The 16,653-nt window shown below is 69.5% G+C and carries 18 protein-coding genes; 5 read left to right on the forward strand and 13 right to left on the reverse strand.

Annotated features, from left to right (window positions below):
* Positions 1–57 precede the first annotated feature (57 nt).
* Positions 58–1,203, reverse strand: a complete 1,146-nt coding sequence (locus tag M0R80_05920; GenBank protein ID MCK9459156.1) for a hypothetical protein — start codon at positions 1,201–1,203, stop codon at positions 58–60.
* A 41-nt stretch (positions 1,204–1,244) separates the two neighbouring features.
* Positions 1,245–2,516, reverse strand: a complete 1,272-nt coding sequence (locus M0R80_05925) for a beta-ketoacyl-[acyl-carrier-protein] synthase family protein (GenBank protein MCK9459157.1) — start codon at positions 2,514–2,516, stop codon at positions 1,245–1,247.
* Between the two features lie 254 nt (positions 2,517–2,770).
* Between M0R80_05925 and M0R80_05930 the strand changes: the two genes are divergently transcribed.
* Positions 2,771–3,031, forward strand: a complete 261-nt coding sequence (locus M0R80_05930; protein MCK9459158.1) for a hypothetical protein — start codon at positions 2,771–2,773, stop codon at positions 3,029–3,031.
* Positions 3,032–3,052: 21 nt separating this feature from the next.
* Here M0R80_05930 and M0R80_05935 read toward each other — a convergent pair whose 3' ends face one another.
* Together M0R80_05935 and M0R80_05940 are read right to left on the reverse strand one after the other, a co-directional pair.
* Positions 3,053–4,705, reverse strand: a complete 1,653-nt coding sequence (locus M0R80_05935; protein ID MCK9459159.1) for a serine/threonine protein kinase — start codon at positions 4,703–4,705, stop codon at positions 3,053–3,055.
* A gap of 213 nt (positions 4,706–4,918) precedes the next feature.
* Positions 4,919–5,761, reverse strand: coding sequence for a hypothetical protein (locus M0R80_05940; GenBank protein ID MCK9459160.1), 843 nt, complete (start codon positions 5,759–5,761; stop codon positions 4,919–4,921).
* Positions 5,762–5,794: 33 nt separating this feature from the next.
* Between M0R80_05940 and M0R80_05945 the strand changes: the two genes are divergently transcribed.
* The gene (locus M0R80_05945; GenBank protein MCK9459161.1) at positions 5,795–6,040 is read left to right on the forward strand and encodes a hypothetical protein; all 246 of its coding nucleotides are present in this window, start codon (positions 5,795–5,797) and stop codon (positions 6,038–6,040) included.
* A gap of 104 nt (positions 6,041–6,144) precedes the next feature.
* Here M0R80_05945 and M0R80_05950 read toward each other — a convergent pair whose 3' ends face one another.
* From M0R80_05950 to M0R80_05965, 4 genes are all read right to left on the reverse strand, one after another.
* A complete protein-coding gene (locus M0R80_05950; GenBank protein ID MCK9459162.1) occupies positions 6,145–7,155 on the reverse strand; it encodes a radical SAM protein in 1,011 nt (336 codons plus the stop codon).
* Between the two features lie 49 nt (positions 7,156–7,204).
* A complete protein-coding gene (locus tag M0R80_05955; GenBank protein ID MCK9459163.1) occupies positions 7,205–8,218 on the reverse strand; it encodes a radical SAM protein in 1,014 nt (337 codons plus the stop codon).
* Positions 8,219–8,222: 4 nt separating this feature from the next.
* A complete protein-coding gene (locus M0R80_05960; GenBank protein ID MCK9459164.1) occupies positions 8,223–8,462 on the reverse strand; it encodes a phosphopantetheine-binding protein in 240 nt (79 codons plus the stop codon).
* Between the two features lie 156 nt (positions 8,463–8,618).
* Complete coding sequence (locus tag M0R80_05965; protein MCK9459165.1) at positions 8,619–9,824, reverse strand: CapA family protein; 1,206 nt, start codon at positions 9,822–9,824, stop codon at positions 8,619–8,621.
* Positions 9,825–9,894: 70 nt separating this feature from the next.
* Here M0R80_05965 and M0R80_05970 point away from each other — a divergent pair, with 70 nt between their 5' ends.
* Positions 9,895–10,101 (forward strand): hypothetical protein, encoded by a 207-nt coding sequence (locus M0R80_05970; protein MCK9459166.1) that lies wholly within the window; start codon positions 9,895–9,897, stop codon positions 10,099–10,101.
* Positions 10,102–10,114: 13 nt separating this feature from the next.
* Here M0R80_05970 and M0R80_05975 read toward each other — a convergent pair whose 3' ends face one another.
* Together M0R80_05975 and M0R80_05980 are read right to left on the reverse strand one after the other, a co-directional pair.
* Positions 10,115–10,459 (reverse strand): hypothetical protein, encoded by a 345-nt coding sequence (locus tag M0R80_05975; protein MCK9459167.1) that lies wholly within the window; start codon positions 10,457–10,459, stop codon positions 10,115–10,117.
* A 73-nt stretch (positions 10,460–10,532) separates the two neighbouring features.
* The gene (locus M0R80_05980) at positions 10,533–11,732 is read right to left on the reverse strand and encodes a hypothetical protein (protein MCK9459168.1); all 1,200 of its coding nucleotides are present in this window, start codon (positions 11,730–11,732) and stop codon (positions 10,533–10,535) included.
* Positions 11,733–11,983: 251 nt separating this feature from the next.
* Between M0R80_05980 and M0R80_05985 the strand changes: the two genes are divergently transcribed.
* Together M0R80_05985 and M0R80_05990 are read left to right on the forward strand one after the other, a co-directional pair.
* Positions 11,984–12,907, forward strand: coding sequence for an RluA family pseudouridine synthase (locus M0R80_05985; protein MCK9459169.1), 924 nt, complete (start codon positions 11,984–11,986; stop codon positions 12,905–12,907).
* Positions 12,908–12,969: 62 nt separating this feature from the next.
* A complete protein-coding gene (locus M0R80_05990) occupies positions 12,970–14,307 on the forward strand; it encodes a clostripain-related cysteine peptidase (protein MCK9459170.1) in 1,338 nt (445 codons plus the stop codon).
* On the opposite strand, the gene M0R80_05995 is transcribed toward M0R80_05990, so the two are convergent.
* From M0R80_05995 to M0R80_06005, 3 genes are all read right to left on the reverse strand, one after another.
* Entirely contained in the window at positions 14,300–15,403 is a 1,104-nt protein-coding gene (locus tag M0R80_05995) for a glycosyltransferase (GenBank protein MCK9459171.1), read from the reverse strand. The genes M0R80_05990 and M0R80_05995 overlap by 8 nt on opposite strands.
* Positions 15,400–16,401: a flippase-like domain-containing protein gene (locus tag M0R80_06000; GenBank protein MCK9459172.1), complete on the reverse strand. Its 1,002-nt coding sequence runs from the start codon at positions 16,399–16,401 to the stop codon at positions 15,400–15,402. The genes M0R80_05995 and M0R80_06000 overlap by 4 nt, the downstream gene beginning before the upstream one ends.
* Positions 16,398–16,653: tRNA (adenosine(37)-N6)-threonylcarbamoyltransferase complex ATPase subunit type 1 TsaE (locus M0R80_06005; protein MCK9459173.1), on the reverse strand; the 256-nt coding region annotated here is incomplete at its 5' end. The genes M0R80_06000 and M0R80_06005, both read right to left, overlap by 4 nt.

A 16,653-nucleotide genomic window follows, 5' to 3' on the forward strand; every position in this document is an offset into this window, starting at 1 on the left:
CCGTTCAGGCTAAAGCTCTGTAGCACGGCCGGCGGATTCGAGGCAAGCGGCACGCGCTCAGAGCCCGCAGTTCGCGAGCCGGGCGTCCGCGTCGCGGCGTACCTTCTCGTCGAACCCGAGGGCGTAGCCGACCCACATGAGGACACTCGGGAAGCCGTAGGTCGTGCGGAGCGTCGCCGCGCCGCCGCGCCCGCTCCGGACGGCGCGGTCCATGGTCGTGAGCACCTCGCAGGGGATGTCCGCGACCTCGTCGAGCGTGTCGATCTTCTTGGAGCTGTCCTTGTCGTACGCGGCGACCAGCAGGGGCGCCACCGCCATGTCCCACTCGTCCGATCCGCCGTTCGGGACCGCGAGGATGCCGCGCGAGACCTCGGAGAGCGGGCCGGCCGGGGCCGGCGGGGCCGACGGCGGCTGCGGATCGCCCGCCATCCCCTGCAGGACGCGGAGCGCCTCCTCCATGTTCGCGATCCCCGCGACCTCCCGCCCGAGATCCTCGTAGAGATCGTCTCGGCCCGCGGTCAGCTGCGAGATCGGCGTGAGCACGACCTGGACGATCGCCCGGCACGCGTCGTCCTTCGCCGCGGTCTTCCTATCGCCGCACCGCTCGAGATCCCCGCCGTCCCGCACGACGCGCGCGCCCTTCGACGCCGCGCCTTCGACGCCGATCTCGTACGCGCCGCGCACCATCCCCTTGACGAAGTGGGTCGCGCGATCGCAGCCGCCGCTGAGCATGCCGCGCGTCCGGGTGCTCAGGCGGGCGTTCGCCGTCGTGGCCGTGACGTACGTCAGCGTGAGCGCCGCGCCGCCGCGCATCTCCCCCTCGAGCCCCGCCGCGCCGAGCGGGAGGCGCTCCTCGAGCTCCGCCGCGTCGCGCACGGTGAAGCCGCCCGTCGAGCGGGACGAGTCCTCGAGCAGGTACTCGCCCGCGAGGCGGCAGTCGTCGAGCAGCTCGAGCGTGCAGCCGTCGTACCGCACGACCGCGACGTTCCCCTCGATCGTGGTCTCGAGCGCCGCGCGATCCGCGGGCTCCCAGTCGACGAGCAGGGTCCGCGAGGTCTCCTCCGGCGCTTCGCAGACGGGCGCGGTGTCGTCGAAGGTCATTCCCGCCGCCTGCGCGCCGCCGCAGGCCGCCGCCGAGACGGCGATCGCGAGACAGAGCGGGAGCGCGGCTTTCGTCATGAGGTTCACCGAAAGATATCTCATGTGCGGAGTATACGCCCGGGCCAGAACGGCGCGAAGCGCGTTCACGGCTCGCCCCGGCGGGCGACGACACAGACGTTGCACCCGCCGAAGCCGAACGAGTTGGAGAGCACGCGCTCGTGCGGGAAGGCGCGGGCGCCCTCGGCCACGACGTCGGCGGCGAGCTCGGGATCCGGGAGGTGGTTGATCGTCGGGAGCAGCACGCCGCGGCGCATGCCCTCGATGGCGAGGATCAGCTCGATCGCGCTCGACGCGCCCATCGTGTGGCCGATCTGCGACTTGTTCGCCGAGACCGGCTGCCGGAAGCCGTCGCCGAAGATCGCGCGCAGCGCCTTGACCTCGGTCGCGTCGCCGACCCCGGTCGACGCGGCGTGGGCGTTGACGGCGTCGATCTCCGAAGGATCGACCCCGGCGCAGGCGAGCGCCTGCTCGATGCAGGCGACGATCGTCGGGAAGCTCGGCGCCACGTAGTGCTTGGCGTCCGACGTCATGCTGAACCCCTCGACGACCCCGCGGATCGGCATCCCGCAAGCCTCGGCGTATGCCCGCGTCGTCACGACGAGCGCCGCGGCGCCCTCGGAGACGACGAACCCCTTGCGGTCCTTGGAGAACGGTCGCGAGATCTTCGCGGGATCGGTGAACGCGCGATCGTCGGGCTTGCGGCTCGAGAACGCCCCGTTCATGGACGCGAACGAGGCGACGAGCGACGGGAGCACCGGGAAGTCGCAGGCGCCGGCGATGACGGCGTCGGCGCGGCCGGTCTCGAGCAGCATCGCGGCGGTGGCGATCGACGCGGCGCCCGTCGCGCACGCCGCGACCGGGCTGAAGATCGGGCCCTTGGCGCCGGTCAGGATCGAGACCTTGCCGGCGACGAGGTTCAGGCAGCCGTTCGGGTTGGTGAACGGGTGCGGCGTCAGCCCCTCGCGCAGCTTCGCCTCGGCGCCGATCATCGCGTCGAGGCCGCCTATCGCCGAGGAGAAGGTCACGGCGACGCGCGCGGCGTTCGCGTCGGTCACCGCGAGGCCCGCGTGCGAGAGGGCGCGCTCGGCGACGAGCATCGAGTGGAAGATAACGGGCGAGAACCAGTTCGCGGCGTCCCGCTCGCTCCAGAAGGCGAAGCGCGAGAAGTCGACCTCCGGCACCTGGCCCGCGACGCGGACGGGGTAGCTCTCGGCGACCTCGAAGCGGCGGATCCAGTCGACGCCGGAGCGGCCCGCCGCGAACGCCGCCCACTGCGCCTCGAGGTCGTCCCCGAGCGGCGTCACCATGTCGTAGCCGCTGACGACGATCTCTTTCGGTGAAGGTTGTCGCGCCATGGAGTCGTTCGTCGCATAGGAAGCGGCCGTTGTCCAGGCACACAACTATTCATCGGTTTCCCGCAGAAACCGGATCGGCATGTCGCACCCGGCGCGCAAACGGCACGGGTCGTGCGGCACCCCTGTAAGGTGACGATGTTCCTTTCTTCTTCGTAAACTCGAACAGTTACAGCGCGTCGCTCCGGGAACGAGGGGTTGGCGCGGAACTTGCCCCTCTCCTGGCTCCGAAGCTCGAATTTGCCAAGGAGGCAGACATGTTCAAGAAGCTCATGATCATCGGTTCCGCCCTTCTCTTCATCGTCCTCTCCCTCTCGGTGGGGGCGTGCGATGACAGCAAGGACGACGCCGACGCCGGGCCGGACGCCGCGACGGACACCGACACGGACACGGACTCCGACACCGATACGGACACGGACTCCGACACCGACACGGACACGGACTCCGACACCGACACGGACACGGACTCCGACACGGACGCCGACTCGGGCGTGGACGCGGCCGCGGACGCGGCGTGACGGCGCGCGCTCAAAACGGGCTCAGAACGGGCTGTCCATGAAGCCCAGGTCGCGGAGCTTCTTGCCGCCGCGCCCCTTCTTGGACACGCCCTTCTGCTTGCCCCTGTCCTTCTTGCCGGACAGCTTGTCCAACCGGCGCAGGAAGGTGTGGTCCACGTCGGCGACGAAGCTCCCCCGCTCCGTCGCGTAGCCGGGAGCCTCGATGGTCACGGAGTGGGTCTTGCCGTCGGGGGCGAGGTCGAGCTCGCGGGCGCCTTCGGCGAGCCGGGCGCCGTCGACGCTGATCACCGCCTCGGGCGGTTGCACGTCGAACGCCACGTGAATCACCAAAGGCGCGGCGTCTTCGGCAGCGTTCCGGACAGGCGCGGGGTAGAGCGGCTCGGCGGGGGACGCGATGAGCGCGGCCCGGGTGTCGGGCTCGGGCGCTCGGCTCGGAGGAAGCGCGCCGCCGTCGGAGAGGGCCAGCGACAGCGCGACGACCGCCGCGATCGCCACCGCGCCGCCGGCGATGACGAGCCTCAAGGAGTGCGCCCACCCGCCCGATTCCTTGGCGATGATGCTTCGGTGCGTGCCGGTCGCGGTCATCGCGGTCTCGCCCAGGCTCACAGGCGTGGCTCCCTTCGGAGCGCGCGCCGGGGCCTCGAAGACCTTGTCCGAGCCGACCACCTCGGCTGCCTCGCGGATGCGTTCGCGGTGCCTGAGCTGCTCGTCCTCGAACAGATCGTGCATCACCGCCTGGAGCTCGTTCGAGCTGTCCCAGCCGCCGGGCAAAGTCGAGCTCGCGTGGACGTAGGACTTGAGATCGCGCCCCATCTCCGCGGCGGTGGCGTACCTATCGTCGGGCGAGCCGGCCATCGCCTTCTTGATAACGGCCTCCAGATCCGGCTCGATGCCCGGAATGACCAGCCTCGGCGGCACGAAGACGCCGTTCACGATCTTGTGCATCCGCTCGGCGTCGCTCACGCCGGGGAACGGGTGCTTGCCTATGACCATCAGGTACAGCATCACGCCGAGGGAGAAGAGATCGCCGCGGCGATCGAACGGTTGCCCCTTGAGCTGCTCGGGGGGGATGTACCCGATCCTGCCCTTCACCTGGCCGACATCCGTATGGGACATCCGCCCCTTGGCCCAGGCGATGCCGAAGTCGATCAGCTTGACGAACCCGTTGTAGGAGACGAGCACGTTGCGCGGGGAGATGTCACGGTGCACGATCCCGAGCGGCTTGCCGTCGCCGTCCTTGAGCTCGTGGGCCTCGTGGAGGGCCCCGCAGACCTTGGCGCAGATGTCGGCGCTCATCGGGCGCGGGATCTTCCGGCACAGCGCCTCGGCCCGCCTGTACAGGTTGCGCAGGCTCTGGCCGACGATCAGCTCGCTCACCATGTAGTAGAGCCCGCCGTCCTCGCCGACCTCGATCACCTCGCCCGCGTTGGGGTGGTGGATCTGCGCGGCCAGGCGGGCCTCGTCGAGGAACATCGTGACGAACGACTCCTCGCACGCGAGGTGCGGGTGGATGACCTTGATCGCGACGAGCTTCTCGAAGCCGGCCATGCCGGAGATCCGGCCCACGTGCACCGACGCCATGCCGCCGTGCGCCAGGGGATAGATGACTGCGAAGCGGCCGATGTGGGTGCGGCCGATGGGCGGCGGCGGGTTGGAGAGCCTCGCGTCCTTCATCGAGCCCTCCTCGCCCTCGAGCGACCGGGCGAGTTACGTCAATGTCCCTCCTGTGTGATCACGGCAGTACACTTGAAAAGGTAAGACCGTTTTCCCCCATGTCGAACATGACGTGATAAAAAAAACCAAATAGGATCGGTGTCTTGTATTGGGTCCCTGTAACCCTGAAGCTGGGCTGCAAAAGACTGCCCGATGTGGTCGGTGCGGCGTGTCCTACGGCGCGAAACACTCGAACTGGAACGCGGACGCGGCCTCCGCGTCGATCTCCAACCAGTCCATGGCGAGCTCGCCGGAGCCGGTGTCGAGCGTGGCGTCGCCTTTGACGTCCTCGCCGCCGACGACGACGATAGGGAAGTCGGCCACCCACTCGGCGCCGTCGACCAGGAACCTGATCTCCGTGCCGCTCGAGGACCGCAGGACCTCCACGATCTCGCGCTCGGTCAGCGTGCCGACGCCGAGGAAGAGGCGGAAGTCCTCGTAGTCCCAGTCGTTCTCCGGACGGGTGACGAGCAGCCGCGAGCCGTCCTCCACCTCGGCGTAGTACTCGATCTTGATCATGCCCGGCAGGTTCTGGATCTCCATCGCCTGCACCTCGGCGTCGTCGATCACGGTGAGCACCTCGCCCGCGGCGCAGAGATCCTCGAACGGCACCTCGAGCTCGCCGTCCGCCACCGCCATGGAGGTCGTGCCGTCGACGATCTCTATCCCGACCGTGATCAGCTCCGACCCGTGGGCGGCGGTGAAGGAGTATGACACGTCCTCTTGCTCGTAGTTCTCCATGCTGCCCAACACGTTCCAGCGGACGAGCACGTCGCCCTCGCTCACGAAGACGCGGCCGATATCCTCCGGGTCTTCGTCGACCGCGTAGACCGTCCCGTCGGCGGCGCGGCCCGCTGCGATGATCACGCCGAGCTCTATCGGCGCCTCCTGCTCCGCGAGCGGATCGCACTGACCGAGGCTCTCGCCGTCGTCGGGATCGTCTGCCACGCACGAACACAGCGCGCCGGTGAGCACCGCTCCCAGCGCCGCAATCCCCAGCCACGTTCCATCCTTCATCTCGACACCCCCTTATCGAAGAGATACCAGTCGGTGCCGGCGTCGCTTTGGTCTCTTTTGTCGCTGGAGCAGGCCGCGCTCAAGAGCGAAGCGACCAAAGGGACACAAGCGACCCAAGCGACGGCGCGGGCTGACTTCATCTTTCCATCCTACCGCGGATCTGAAACCCGCGGCCACGATATCACCGAGGGCGTTCTCCAGCCCGCGCAGATTCTGCGCGGGTTTCGCGAGGACCCGAGAAATCTTCATCTCCAGCCCGCGCAGATCCTGCGCGGGTGAGCTACAGCGCGGGCCGCACCGCCGCACCGAACCCGACCAGGGCCGCGCCCTTCGAGTCGCCTCGATCGGACGTCGGCTGCCTCAGGAACGCGGCCCTATCCTTTTTACCAGGGGATGAACTCGTAGAGCTTGGCGAACATGTAGGTCACGTCGACCCAGTTCGCGAAGTCCTCGGGGGTGGTCATGTGATCGCGCTTGTTCACCATGATCCACGACATCGTGGCCGCGCCGTCGTGGCAGGTCGTGCAGTCGCGCGTCACCGAGGTGCAGCACCTGTGGATCGTCGTGTAGTCCGAGCCTATCGAGTTGAACCCCGCGAGGCGCTTCGGGCGCGGCTCGCGCGTGTCGACGCCCTCGGAGACCGAGGGGCACTCCATCCAGCCGAACGGGCGCCCGAGCATCGTCTGCGTCGTGAGCACCTGGTGGTAGTAGTGCGACGAGACGACGATCCGCGGGTACTTCTCGAGCATCGCGTCCATCTTGTCGCGCACCTCGGCGTAGAGGTCGGGCGTCCAGTCCATCCCCTCGACGCCCTGGTCGTTGGAGAACAGCTGGTAGTGGACGCGCAGCCCGGCGTCGCCGATCTTCTTCGTCACGGTCTCGACCGCGCCGATCGTCTGCGGCGTGATCGTGTAGAGGTAGTAGGTGTTCGGGTCGTCCTTGTAGCTCTTGAGCGAGGTGCCGAATGCGTTCTTGCCGCGCAGCCGGATCTCGTCCTCCTCGTCGCCCCACAGGGAGATCCCGAACCGCATGCTCGGGTACCTTTCGCGCGGGATGCGCTTCAGCCCGTTGGTCGCGGCCGAGCACTTGACGTTCGCGTACCAGACGTCGAGCCGATCCAGCGACAGCGAGGGCTCGCCGCCTATCAGGATCGCGTAGTTCACGCCGCGGGCCTTCTCGGAGTCGATGAACGCCTTGAGCTTGTCGAGATCCTTCTGGTCGTCGACCTTGTGCTGGTCGCTCGAGAAGTAGAAGCAGCCCTTGCACCGCAGGTTGCAGATGTTGTTCACGTCGTAGATCGAGGAGCGCATGCCGCTCACGCCGACCATCGCCTTGACGGCCTCGTACTTCCGCTTCGTGTCGTCGTCCCGAATGAGGTCCTTGATCGTCAGCACGTCTCGCGCTCCCGCTCTGCGCCCCGGCCCCTCGGAGGGGGAGGGCGCTCTACTTGTAGAGGTTCTCGCCCTTCTCGTAACCGCGCACCCAGACCGCGAGGTACGTGTCCACGTAGTCCAGCCACTTGCGGAAGCTCTCCTCGGAGCCGACGTGCTGCGCCATGCGCGCGGTCACGATCGCCGAGCCGGCCGCGTAGTGGCGGCAGTCGGCGCAGTCGGTGTCCGGGACGCAGCAGGACACGGAGCGATCCCAGGTGAGGTCCGAGCGGTACTGGCGGAAGCTGCGGCCGAGGCCGAGCCGCGTGTCCGGGTTGCAGCGCGGGTACGGGCAGTGGTACCGGGCGTGCAACGAGCGCTCGGGATCCGTGTGCGCCTCCGCGTTGTAGCGGGAGAAGAGCACGGTCTTCGGGTGCCGGACGAGCAGCGACTCCATCTTGGCGCGCACCGCGGCGAACGCGCCCGCGTCCAGCGCGAGCTCGCCCTCGTACCCGACCGGCGGCGAGAACATGTTGAACGTGATCCGCCCGCCGGCCTCGGCGATCCGCGCGACGACGCCGTCGGCCTGATCGACGTTGCGCTTCGTGAACGTGTAGACGAAGACGATGCGATCGTCGCCCGCGACGTTCGCGAGCTGCTGATCGAGGCACGCGCGGCCGCGGAACCGCTTCGACTCCTCGTCGTCGCCCCAGACCGAGACGTGGATGCGGTACCCGATCTCCTTCGGGAACGGCTTGAGCCCGTTGCTCGCGATGCACCCGAGCGGGATGACGTCGTAGCAGACCCGGCAGAGCTCCGGCACGAGGGAGGGCTCGGCGCCCGCGAGGACGACGAACGTGATCCCGCGCTCCTTCTCCGCCTCGAACAGGGTTCGCCACTTGGCGGGATCGGACTCGTCCTTGGCGTGCTGCTTCGCCCCCTCGTAGTAGTAGCAGCCGTCGCAGCGCAGGTTGCACCGCCGGGTCATGTCGTAGGTCGACTCACGGAGGAAGAAGTACCGCCTGACCTTGTCCCATCGCGCGCCGATCTCGGGGACGCCGATGAGCTCCTTGAACGTCGCGGCCACGTCCCTAGCCCTTCTTCTTGCGTTCGATGTACTCCGTGATCTTCGCGAGCGTCGTGAGCTGCCCGAAGTCGTCCTCGTCGACCTTGACGCCGAACTCGTCCTGGAGGACGACGACGATGGTCGTCAGCTCCATGCTGTCGATCCCGAGGTCCTCGATCAGGTCCAGGTTCGGGTCGAAAGTCTCCGGTGTGACGTCCTTGAGCTTCAGCTCGTTGATGATGATCTGCGCGATTCGGTTCCTCATCTCGTCATCGCCCTTCACCGGCTCACGGGCCGGCGGTCTCCTTCTCTGCCATCCAGTGGCGTGGCAAGCTACCACAGAAAAATCCGTTCGCCAACGCCAGTTCGTAACGTTCTTTGTCGAACTTTCCGCTCTCGAAGTACGGCGCCGAGAGGCGATTTATTCTAGCGCGTCCGCGACCGGGAGCCACCCGATATCGCCTCGGCGTTCGATGTGTGCGCCGAGGGGGGCGGAGCCGGCCCCGATCTCGTCGAAGAACCGCTCGAGCTCCCGGCCCGCGGGGACCCGCGGCTGGTACTTGACCTTGCGGTTCTGCACGAGCAGGGGCGTGATCGCAACGCCGCGGAGCCGCCCGCCCGACAGGTGGAGCGCCGCGCCCATGCCGTACCGCATCCTGCTCCGGCCGATGGCGCCCCAGGCGAAGTTGCCGACGCTGTACACGATGGGGCGGCCGCGGTGCATGCCGAGGGGCTGCGCCTGGTGCGAGTGGTGCCCGATGACCGCGTCGGCGCCGGCGTCGATCGCGGCGCGGGACAGCTCCACCTGTCCGGAGGTGACCGGCTCGTAGTTCTCGCCGAAGTGGAACACTACCGCCACGACGTCCGCCTTGGCGTCGATCCGCGCGACGTCCTCCCGGATGTCGGCGATCGTGGCGCGCGCGGAGCCCGGCCAGCTCCGGAACGGGGCGTCGAGCGCGTACGACATCGTCCAGAGGCTCCACGTCGGCTTGTCCTCGAGGTACGACAGCACGCCGAGCCGGCCGCCCGCCGTGTCGAGGACGACGCCGCGGCGCGCGCTCGCCTCGGAGAGATGCGCGCCGAGGTGCGTGACGCCCACGCGGTCGAGGTGGGCGAGCGTGTCTGCGAGGCCGCGCTTGCCGTAGTCGTGGGAGTGGTTGTTCGCGAGGGTGACCACGTCGATCCCGGCGCGCGCGATCGCGGGCGCGGCGGCGGGATCGATCTTGTACGAGTACTCCTTGGGCAGCGGCCACGGCGCGTCGCTGCCGGTGATCGGCGCCTCGAGGTTCGCGACGACCGCGTCGTGCCCGGCGAGCAGCTCGCTCGTGCGCAGGAACTGGTAGTCCCAGCCGTACTTCTCGAGGTACGGCAGCGCGCGATCGGTCGGCGCGAAGTCGCCGAGGAAGAGCACGCGGGCGCTCCCGGCCTCGAGGAGGGCGTCGAACCGCCGTTCGAGCGGCGGCGGCACGTCGACGCGGGGATCGTAGAGCGTCCAGTAGGCGATCCACGCCGCGAAGGTGACGGCGAGCGCCACGGCGGTCCGGAGGAGGACGCGCCACGCGCTCCCCCCGCCTTTTCGCGGGGCGCGGTCCTGCGTCGCCGGGGCCGTCGTCGCGGCGTGCGTCATGACGGCGTCATAGCACGAAACCCCCGGATGATTGAGATCGCTATTCCCCTCCAGAAGGCGCATCCTGCGAATGGGACGCGAAGGGAGCGCCATGCTCGACAAGGAAGAAGCCGTCGAAAAGCTGGAGACCTCGGCCGTGTGGCACCGCCATCAGAAGCCGCCGCCGCACCCCCTGCGCGCGGGCATGATCGCGTGCCTCCGGTGCGACACGGTCTTCCTCTCCTGGGACCGCGTCCTCAACCGGCTCTGCCGTTCGTGCTCGCACCGGAAGGGGTGAGCCCGCCCCGCGATCAGTAGGTCGTCCCTTCGACACAGGTGTCGAGGTAGTCGATCTGGGCCGCGCACGCCGCGCCGTAGTCGTTCCAGCTCTGGCAGGGCAGATCGACCATGCACTCGATGAGCTCGATGTAGGGCGACTGGCAGCCGACCGAGCTGTGGCGCTCGAACGAGGTCTGGCACGTCCGCATGCACTCGGTCGCGCTGAACATCTGATCGCTCGCCACGTGGCACTCCCCGGCGGCCTGGCAGTAGTACTCGCAGGGGGACGTCTCCTCCTCCTCGTAGTCGCACGCCGTCGCCGCGAGCGCCGCGAGCGCGGCGAGGAGGGCCAGGGTCAAAATCCGTTCGGTACGCATCGGTTCACCTATCGCGCTCGTCTTCCGAGCGAAAAAAGCCGATCGCGCCCATGGCGCGCGGCGAAGCTCCCCTTCAGACACCACCGTCGTCCGTGCCGGCGTCCGCCCCGGCGTCCGGCCCCGCGTCCTCCTCGGTCCCGCCGTCGTCCAAGCCGCCGTCGTCCGGGCCGCCGTCCCCCGGCGGATCGCCTATCAGGTCGTCGACGTCCCAGAGGCGCACGAACATGTCGTCCGCGCCGCTCGCGAGGAGCGCGCCGTCGGGGGAGAACGCGACCGCCCGGACGACGTCCGTGTGCCCCTTCAGGCTGCAGAGGAGCTCGCCGCTCTCGATCGCGACGACCGAGATGCGGTGCGCGTCGCCGGCCGCGGCGAACGCGGCGCCGTCCGGCGCGAAGGCGATCGCGTGCAGCACCTGGGCGCCGAGATCGTACGAGCGCTCCAGCGCGCCGTCCGCGACGCGCCACAGCCGGACCACCGCGCCGGTGCCCGAGAAGCCGGGCGCGCCGTCGTCGCCCGCCGAGAGCAGGTAGCCGCCGCCGGGCGAGAACGCGAGGGCGTGCGGCACGCCGCCTTCGTCGAGCGTCCCGACGAGGGCGAGATCCGCCGCCGAGAAGAGCCGCACCGCGCCGTCGCCGAACGCGGCCGCGATCAGCGAGCCGTCGGGCGAGAACGCGACGTCGTACGCCGGGCCGAGCGTCCCTTCCCCGAGGTGCGCGGGCTCCTCGTCCGGCGCATCGAGGCGCCACAGCTCGAGCGCGGCGTCCTCGAGCTCGTATCCGCCGGCCGCCACGAGAGCGTCGCCTCTGAAGGCGAGGCCCCTGGTCGGGCCGCCGGCGCCGGCGAAGTCGCCGACGACGTCGCCGAGGGTCACGTCGGCGAGGGCGATCACGTCCCGGTAGGCGAAGTCGCGCGCTCCGAAAAGGAGGTGGACGCCGCTCTCGGAGAACGCGATGGCGCCGATGCCGCCGCCGTAGCCGTGGATCGGGCTCGCGGGGAGCTCCTCCGGCAGGATCGTCGTGCTCGGCGTCCCGCCCGTCGAGCCGGCGAGGATGTCGACGTCGAGCATCCGGATCGTGTCGTCCTGGCTCGAGGACGCCAGGATCCGGCCGTCCGGCGAGAACTCCACGTCGGTCACGGGCGCGCTGTGGAGGATCCGCGCGCTGACCTCGCGCGCGTCCTCGTCGGGCATGATGTCGCAGCCCGCGGCGCCGAGCAGGAGCGACGCGAGCGGCCACAGGAACGTCGGCCGTTTCCATTTGTTCGGGGGCACCATGATCCACTCCTCGTCGTGTGGGGCTTCGGGCCCGATTGTACCGTGTCGTGGAGCCGAGCCTTTCAAGAATCGTTCCAATCCGCGCTGAGGCGCTATCCCCGCGATCGACATCCGGTTTTCGACCCGATCGTGCTCCGGTCGATGTGTGTCGTTTCCGCCACGCACCGGCGCCGAGCCGCAAACCGGATCACGTTCGGCGTCCGCCTCGCCGCGATTGACTCCGCGAGGGCCGCACTTCAACATGGGGGGGCATGAAGCCGCTCACCCCCTGGCGCGAGATCATCGTCGACGAGCGCGGGCACGCGGTGCGGCTCGACGCGTACCTCGCCCTGGTGCTCAAGGGCGTCTCGCGTCGGCGCGCCCAAGGGTTCATCCGCGACGGCGAGATCACCGTGAACGGACGGCGCGCGCGGAAGGGCGATCCGCTGCGGGCCGGCGACGCGGTCGCGGTCTGGTCGCAGCCCGACTTCGGGGCGTGGCTGCCGCTCCCGGATCCGGCGATCGCCCTCGCCGTGATCCGCGAGGAGCCGAGCTTCCTCGCGATCGACAAGCCGTCCGGGATCCCGTCCGTGCCGCTCGACCCCCGCGAGATCGGGACCCTCGCGGGCGGGATCGCGGCGCGCTACCCCGAGTGCGCCATGCTCGGTCGCTCGCCGGGCGACGGCGGCCTCCTGCAGCGGCTCGACCGCGGCACGTCCGGCGTCGTGCTCGCGGCGAGGACCGCCGAGGCGTTCGATCGCCTGTTCGCGGCGCAGCGCCGGGGCGAGATCGAGAAGACGTACACCGCCCTCGTCGCACCGGGCGCGCTCCCGTTGCCCGAGCGGATCGACCTGCCGCTCGCGGCGGCGGGCAGGGGGCGCGCGGCGGTCGCGGGCGCGGCGGACGGTTCCCCGGCCGTGACGCTCATCCGCTCGGCCGAGACGATCGGCGCGTTCGCCCTCGTCGAGGCGGTGATCCACAGGGGGGTGCGGCACCAGATCCGCGCGCACCTCGCCGACGCCGGTGCGCCGATCGCCGGGGACGCCAAGTACGGCGGGCCCGCGATCGCCGGCCTGGACCGGCTCTTCCTGCACGCCTGCCGCCTGCGGGCGCCGCATCCGATCGACGGAAGCGCGGTTTCCGTCGAGTCGCCGCTGCCGCCCGAGCTCGCGCGGGTCCTCGAGGGGCTCGGGTGACCCGTCCCGCGGCTTCGGGACACTATCCTGGTGGGCTGCGCCCCGCCAAAAGGAGGATCGTGATGACGAGGTTCCCGCTCTTGCTCCTGGTGACGTGCCTTGCGGCCGCGTCGTGCGGCGACGAACAGATCCCGATGGTCGGACCCGAGGCCGTGGACACCGGCGGCGGGGACACCGACTCGGACGCCGACAGCGAGACCTCCGACACGGAGGACACCGACAGCGAAACCGGCGACACCGAGAGCGAGGCGCCGCCCGCGACCTGGACCGTCATGATGTACGAGGACGGCGACAACAACCTCGAGCAGGTCCTGTTCGACGACGTCAACGAGACCGAGCGCGCGACGATCCCCGAGAACGTCAACGTGATCGTCCTGTTCGACCGCGCCGAGGGCTATTCCGAGGCCGACGGCGACTGGCAGGGGGCGAAGCTCTTCCGGATCACGCACGACGAGGACATGACGGCGATCCACTCGGAGCGGCTCGCGGATCCCGACTTCCTCGGGCTCACGGACACGAGCGACGGCGGCGAGGAGATCGACATGGGCTCGGGCGACACGCTCGAGGCGTTCATCGACTACTGCCAGGCGGCGTTTCCGGCCGAGGCGTACATCCTGCACGTGAGCGATCACGGCAACGGGTGGTCGAAGGGGCCGGACGGCGACGCCGACGCGCGGCCGATCTTCAAGGGGATCTGCAGCGACGACGAGTCGGGCAACACCCTCTCCATGAGCACCGGCTTCCCGCCCGCGATCGCGGGCAAGGGGATCGCCGCGATCACGTTCGACGCCTGCCTGCTCGGCTCGATCGAGATCGCGTGGGCGGTGCGAAACGATGCGGAGTTCATGGGCGCGTCGGTGATGAGCATCCCGGACACGGGCTTCGAGTACGAGGCGACGTTCGACAACTGGTTCGCGGGGCCGCTCACCGCGCGGCGCTGGGTCGAGGCGTCGGTCGAGGCGTTCCAGGCGTTCTACTCGGCCCAGTCGAGCGTCGGCTTCACCGCGGTCGACGTGCGGTCGATGGACGGAGACTTCGGCTCCGCGATCGCGGCGTTCCTCGACGCGGCGTCGGACGCGGACGCGGAGGCGATGAAGGCGGCCAAGCTCGAGGCCGTGACGCCGCAGCCGTTCGGTTGGGACGGCATGATCGACTTCCTCGATCTCGTCGACAGGACCGGGGCCGTGATAGGCGGCGAGGCGCCGGGCGCGCTCGTCGACGCGTTCGACTCTCTGATCGTCGCCGAGTGGTACTCGCCCGACCTCGACGAGATCGGGCCGCTCTCAATCTACGCGCCGCGCGAGGCGATCTTCGGCTTCGGCGGCTACGACGAGGCGTACGAGCTCACCCCGTTCGACGTCGACACCGGCTGGCACGAGTTCATCGTCCCGCTCATCTGACGGCCGCGAACGCCTCGAGGTGCTGCGCCGCGACCTTCTCCCAGGTCGTCGCGAGCGCGTACTCCTTGAGGGCCGCGCAGGTGCGCTCCCGCAGCGCGGGGTCGTCGCTCAATGAGAGCATCGCCGCGGCCCACTTCCCCGCGCTCAGCGTGGGGACGACGATGGAGAGCTTCTCCCGCTCGACGATCCCCCAGATCTCCGAGAACTTGGGGCTGTCCGAGCAGAGGACCGGGCGCCCGGCGCCGACCGCGAGGTGCAGCACGCCGCTCGCGGACGCGTAGCGCTGCCAGTAGGGGAGCAGGATGGCGTCGCAGGCGCTGAAGTAGCGCGGGATCTCGTCGTCGCGGACGTAGCGATCCTCCCACGAGACGTTCGCTTCGGGCCCCGAGAGCGCTCGGCACGCCCGCACGTACAGCTTGTTGTACCAGAGCCGCCGCCCGGCCGCGCCGACGAGGACGAACCGGCACCGCGGCGATTTCCCGGCGACGGTCCTGAAAGCGCGCACGACGGTGTGCAGGTTCTTCTGGCCGTGGATCGCGCCGAAGAAGAGGAAGGCGAAATCGTCCTCCGCGAGCCCGAGCTCCCGCCGCGCCCCGCCGCGGTCCGGGAGCGCCATCGCCTCGGTGCCGTGCGGCACGACGTGTACGGCGCCCTCGGGGACGCCGGCCCGGATGAGGAAGTCGCGGCACAGGGCGCTGTGGACGATGAAGTCCGACCGCTTCGCGAGCTCCCGATAGAAGCGCGTCGGCGCGCCGCCCGAATGCACCGTGTGCAGGGTGATGAAGATCCGCGGGCCGAGCGCCGCGAGGTCGTCCATCAGCGCGAGCAGGGCCCCGCTGTCCGGGAAGAGGTCGGGCGCGTGCTGGAAGTGGACGCAGTCCGGCACGTCGCGGGCGATCGCGTCCCGGATCGCCGCGCGGTAGTCGCCGCGCCGCGAGTAGGTCGCGTGGACCGCGAACGGATCGTCGCCCTGCGCGCCGCCCTCGGAGCAGACCGCGACCTCGGCGGCCGCCGCGATCCTTCGCGCCAGGTTGGCGGTGTACGTCGCGATGCCGCACGGGAACGGCGGGTAGGTGGAGACCATCGCGATCTTCACGGCGCCTCCTCGCCGGCGCCGTCCTGCGCCCGCTTCGAGAACCCGAGCGCGACGGGCAGCGCCGTCCCGTTGACGACGACGTTCCGCAGCCGGACGACGAACTGGAGCATCGCGCCGAGCGTGGGATCGAGCCCGACCATCTTGAACACGACGTAGCCGGCGCCCTCGTCGACGCCGATCCGGTTCGGGAAGAGGAGCGTGATGAACGTCGTCAGCCCGAACGTGGAGTACGCGACGAGCGCCTCCTGGAAGCCCTCGCCGCCGAGCGTCGCGATGAGGAACCACAGGGTGAAGAAGTTCACGACCCGCGCCGCCATCTGCCACCCGAGGATGGCGAGGTAGCGGCCCCTCTCGCGCGTGTAGAAGTGGCGCACGGTCTGGTCGATGTCGCGCGCCTTGGCGACGAGCTCCTCGGGCGAGCGCCGCAGGAGGCGCAGCTTGACGAGGATCCGCGCGATCTTCTCGGTGGCCCCGAACAGGAGCACGAGCTTGAAGATGAGGAACATGGAGAAGGAGAGGATCGACAGGAGCACGAGCATCCCGGCGATCGACTTCGCGCCCGCGTCGCCGGCGCAGAGCCACGCGACGCAGGACGTCCCGAGGATCGCGACCGACTTCGTGAGCTTTGCCAGGTAGTTCCAGAGGATGATGCCGGTGAAGGCGCTCTTGCTGTCGACGATCTTGCGCAGCATCGTCGCCTTGAACACCTCGCCGCCGTCGAACGGGATGAACATGTTGACGAAGGAGCCGGCCTGGGCGATGAAGAGCGTCTTCAGCCGGGGCGCGCCCGGGCCGAGCCCCGCGCGGAGCGCCTGGGAGTCGCAGAAGTTCTCGAGGTACCCCACCGCGATCAGCCCGAGGCCGGCGAGCGCGCCGATGCGGCCGACGTAGAGCACGACCTGGTCCCACCCGATCTGCCACAGCACGTAGCCGAGCAGGCCGAACGACAACGCGAGGACCACGATCTTCGCCGCGGTGCTCCGCTTGCTCGAGGTCATGGGGTCTCGAGCCCGTCGACGAGTGCCGCGCCGCGACCGCGACCTTTCGCCTCGATGCGCCGGGCGGTGCCGTCGAGGAGGTGCAGCTGGAGCACGAGCGCCTCGTCGGGCCACAGGTCTCGGAACCGGTCGCACCACTCGACGAGGCAGACGCCGCGGCCGTCGTAGTACTCCCAGAGGCCGAGCTCGTACAGCTCGGCCGGGGCCCCGAGCCGATAGAGATCCATGTGGTACACCGGGAGCCGACCGCCC

The sequence above is a fragment of the Pseudomonadota bacterium genome, assembly GCA_023229365.1.
Lineage (GTDB): Bacteria > Myxococcota_A > Polyangia > JAAYKL01 > JAAYKL01 > JALNZK01.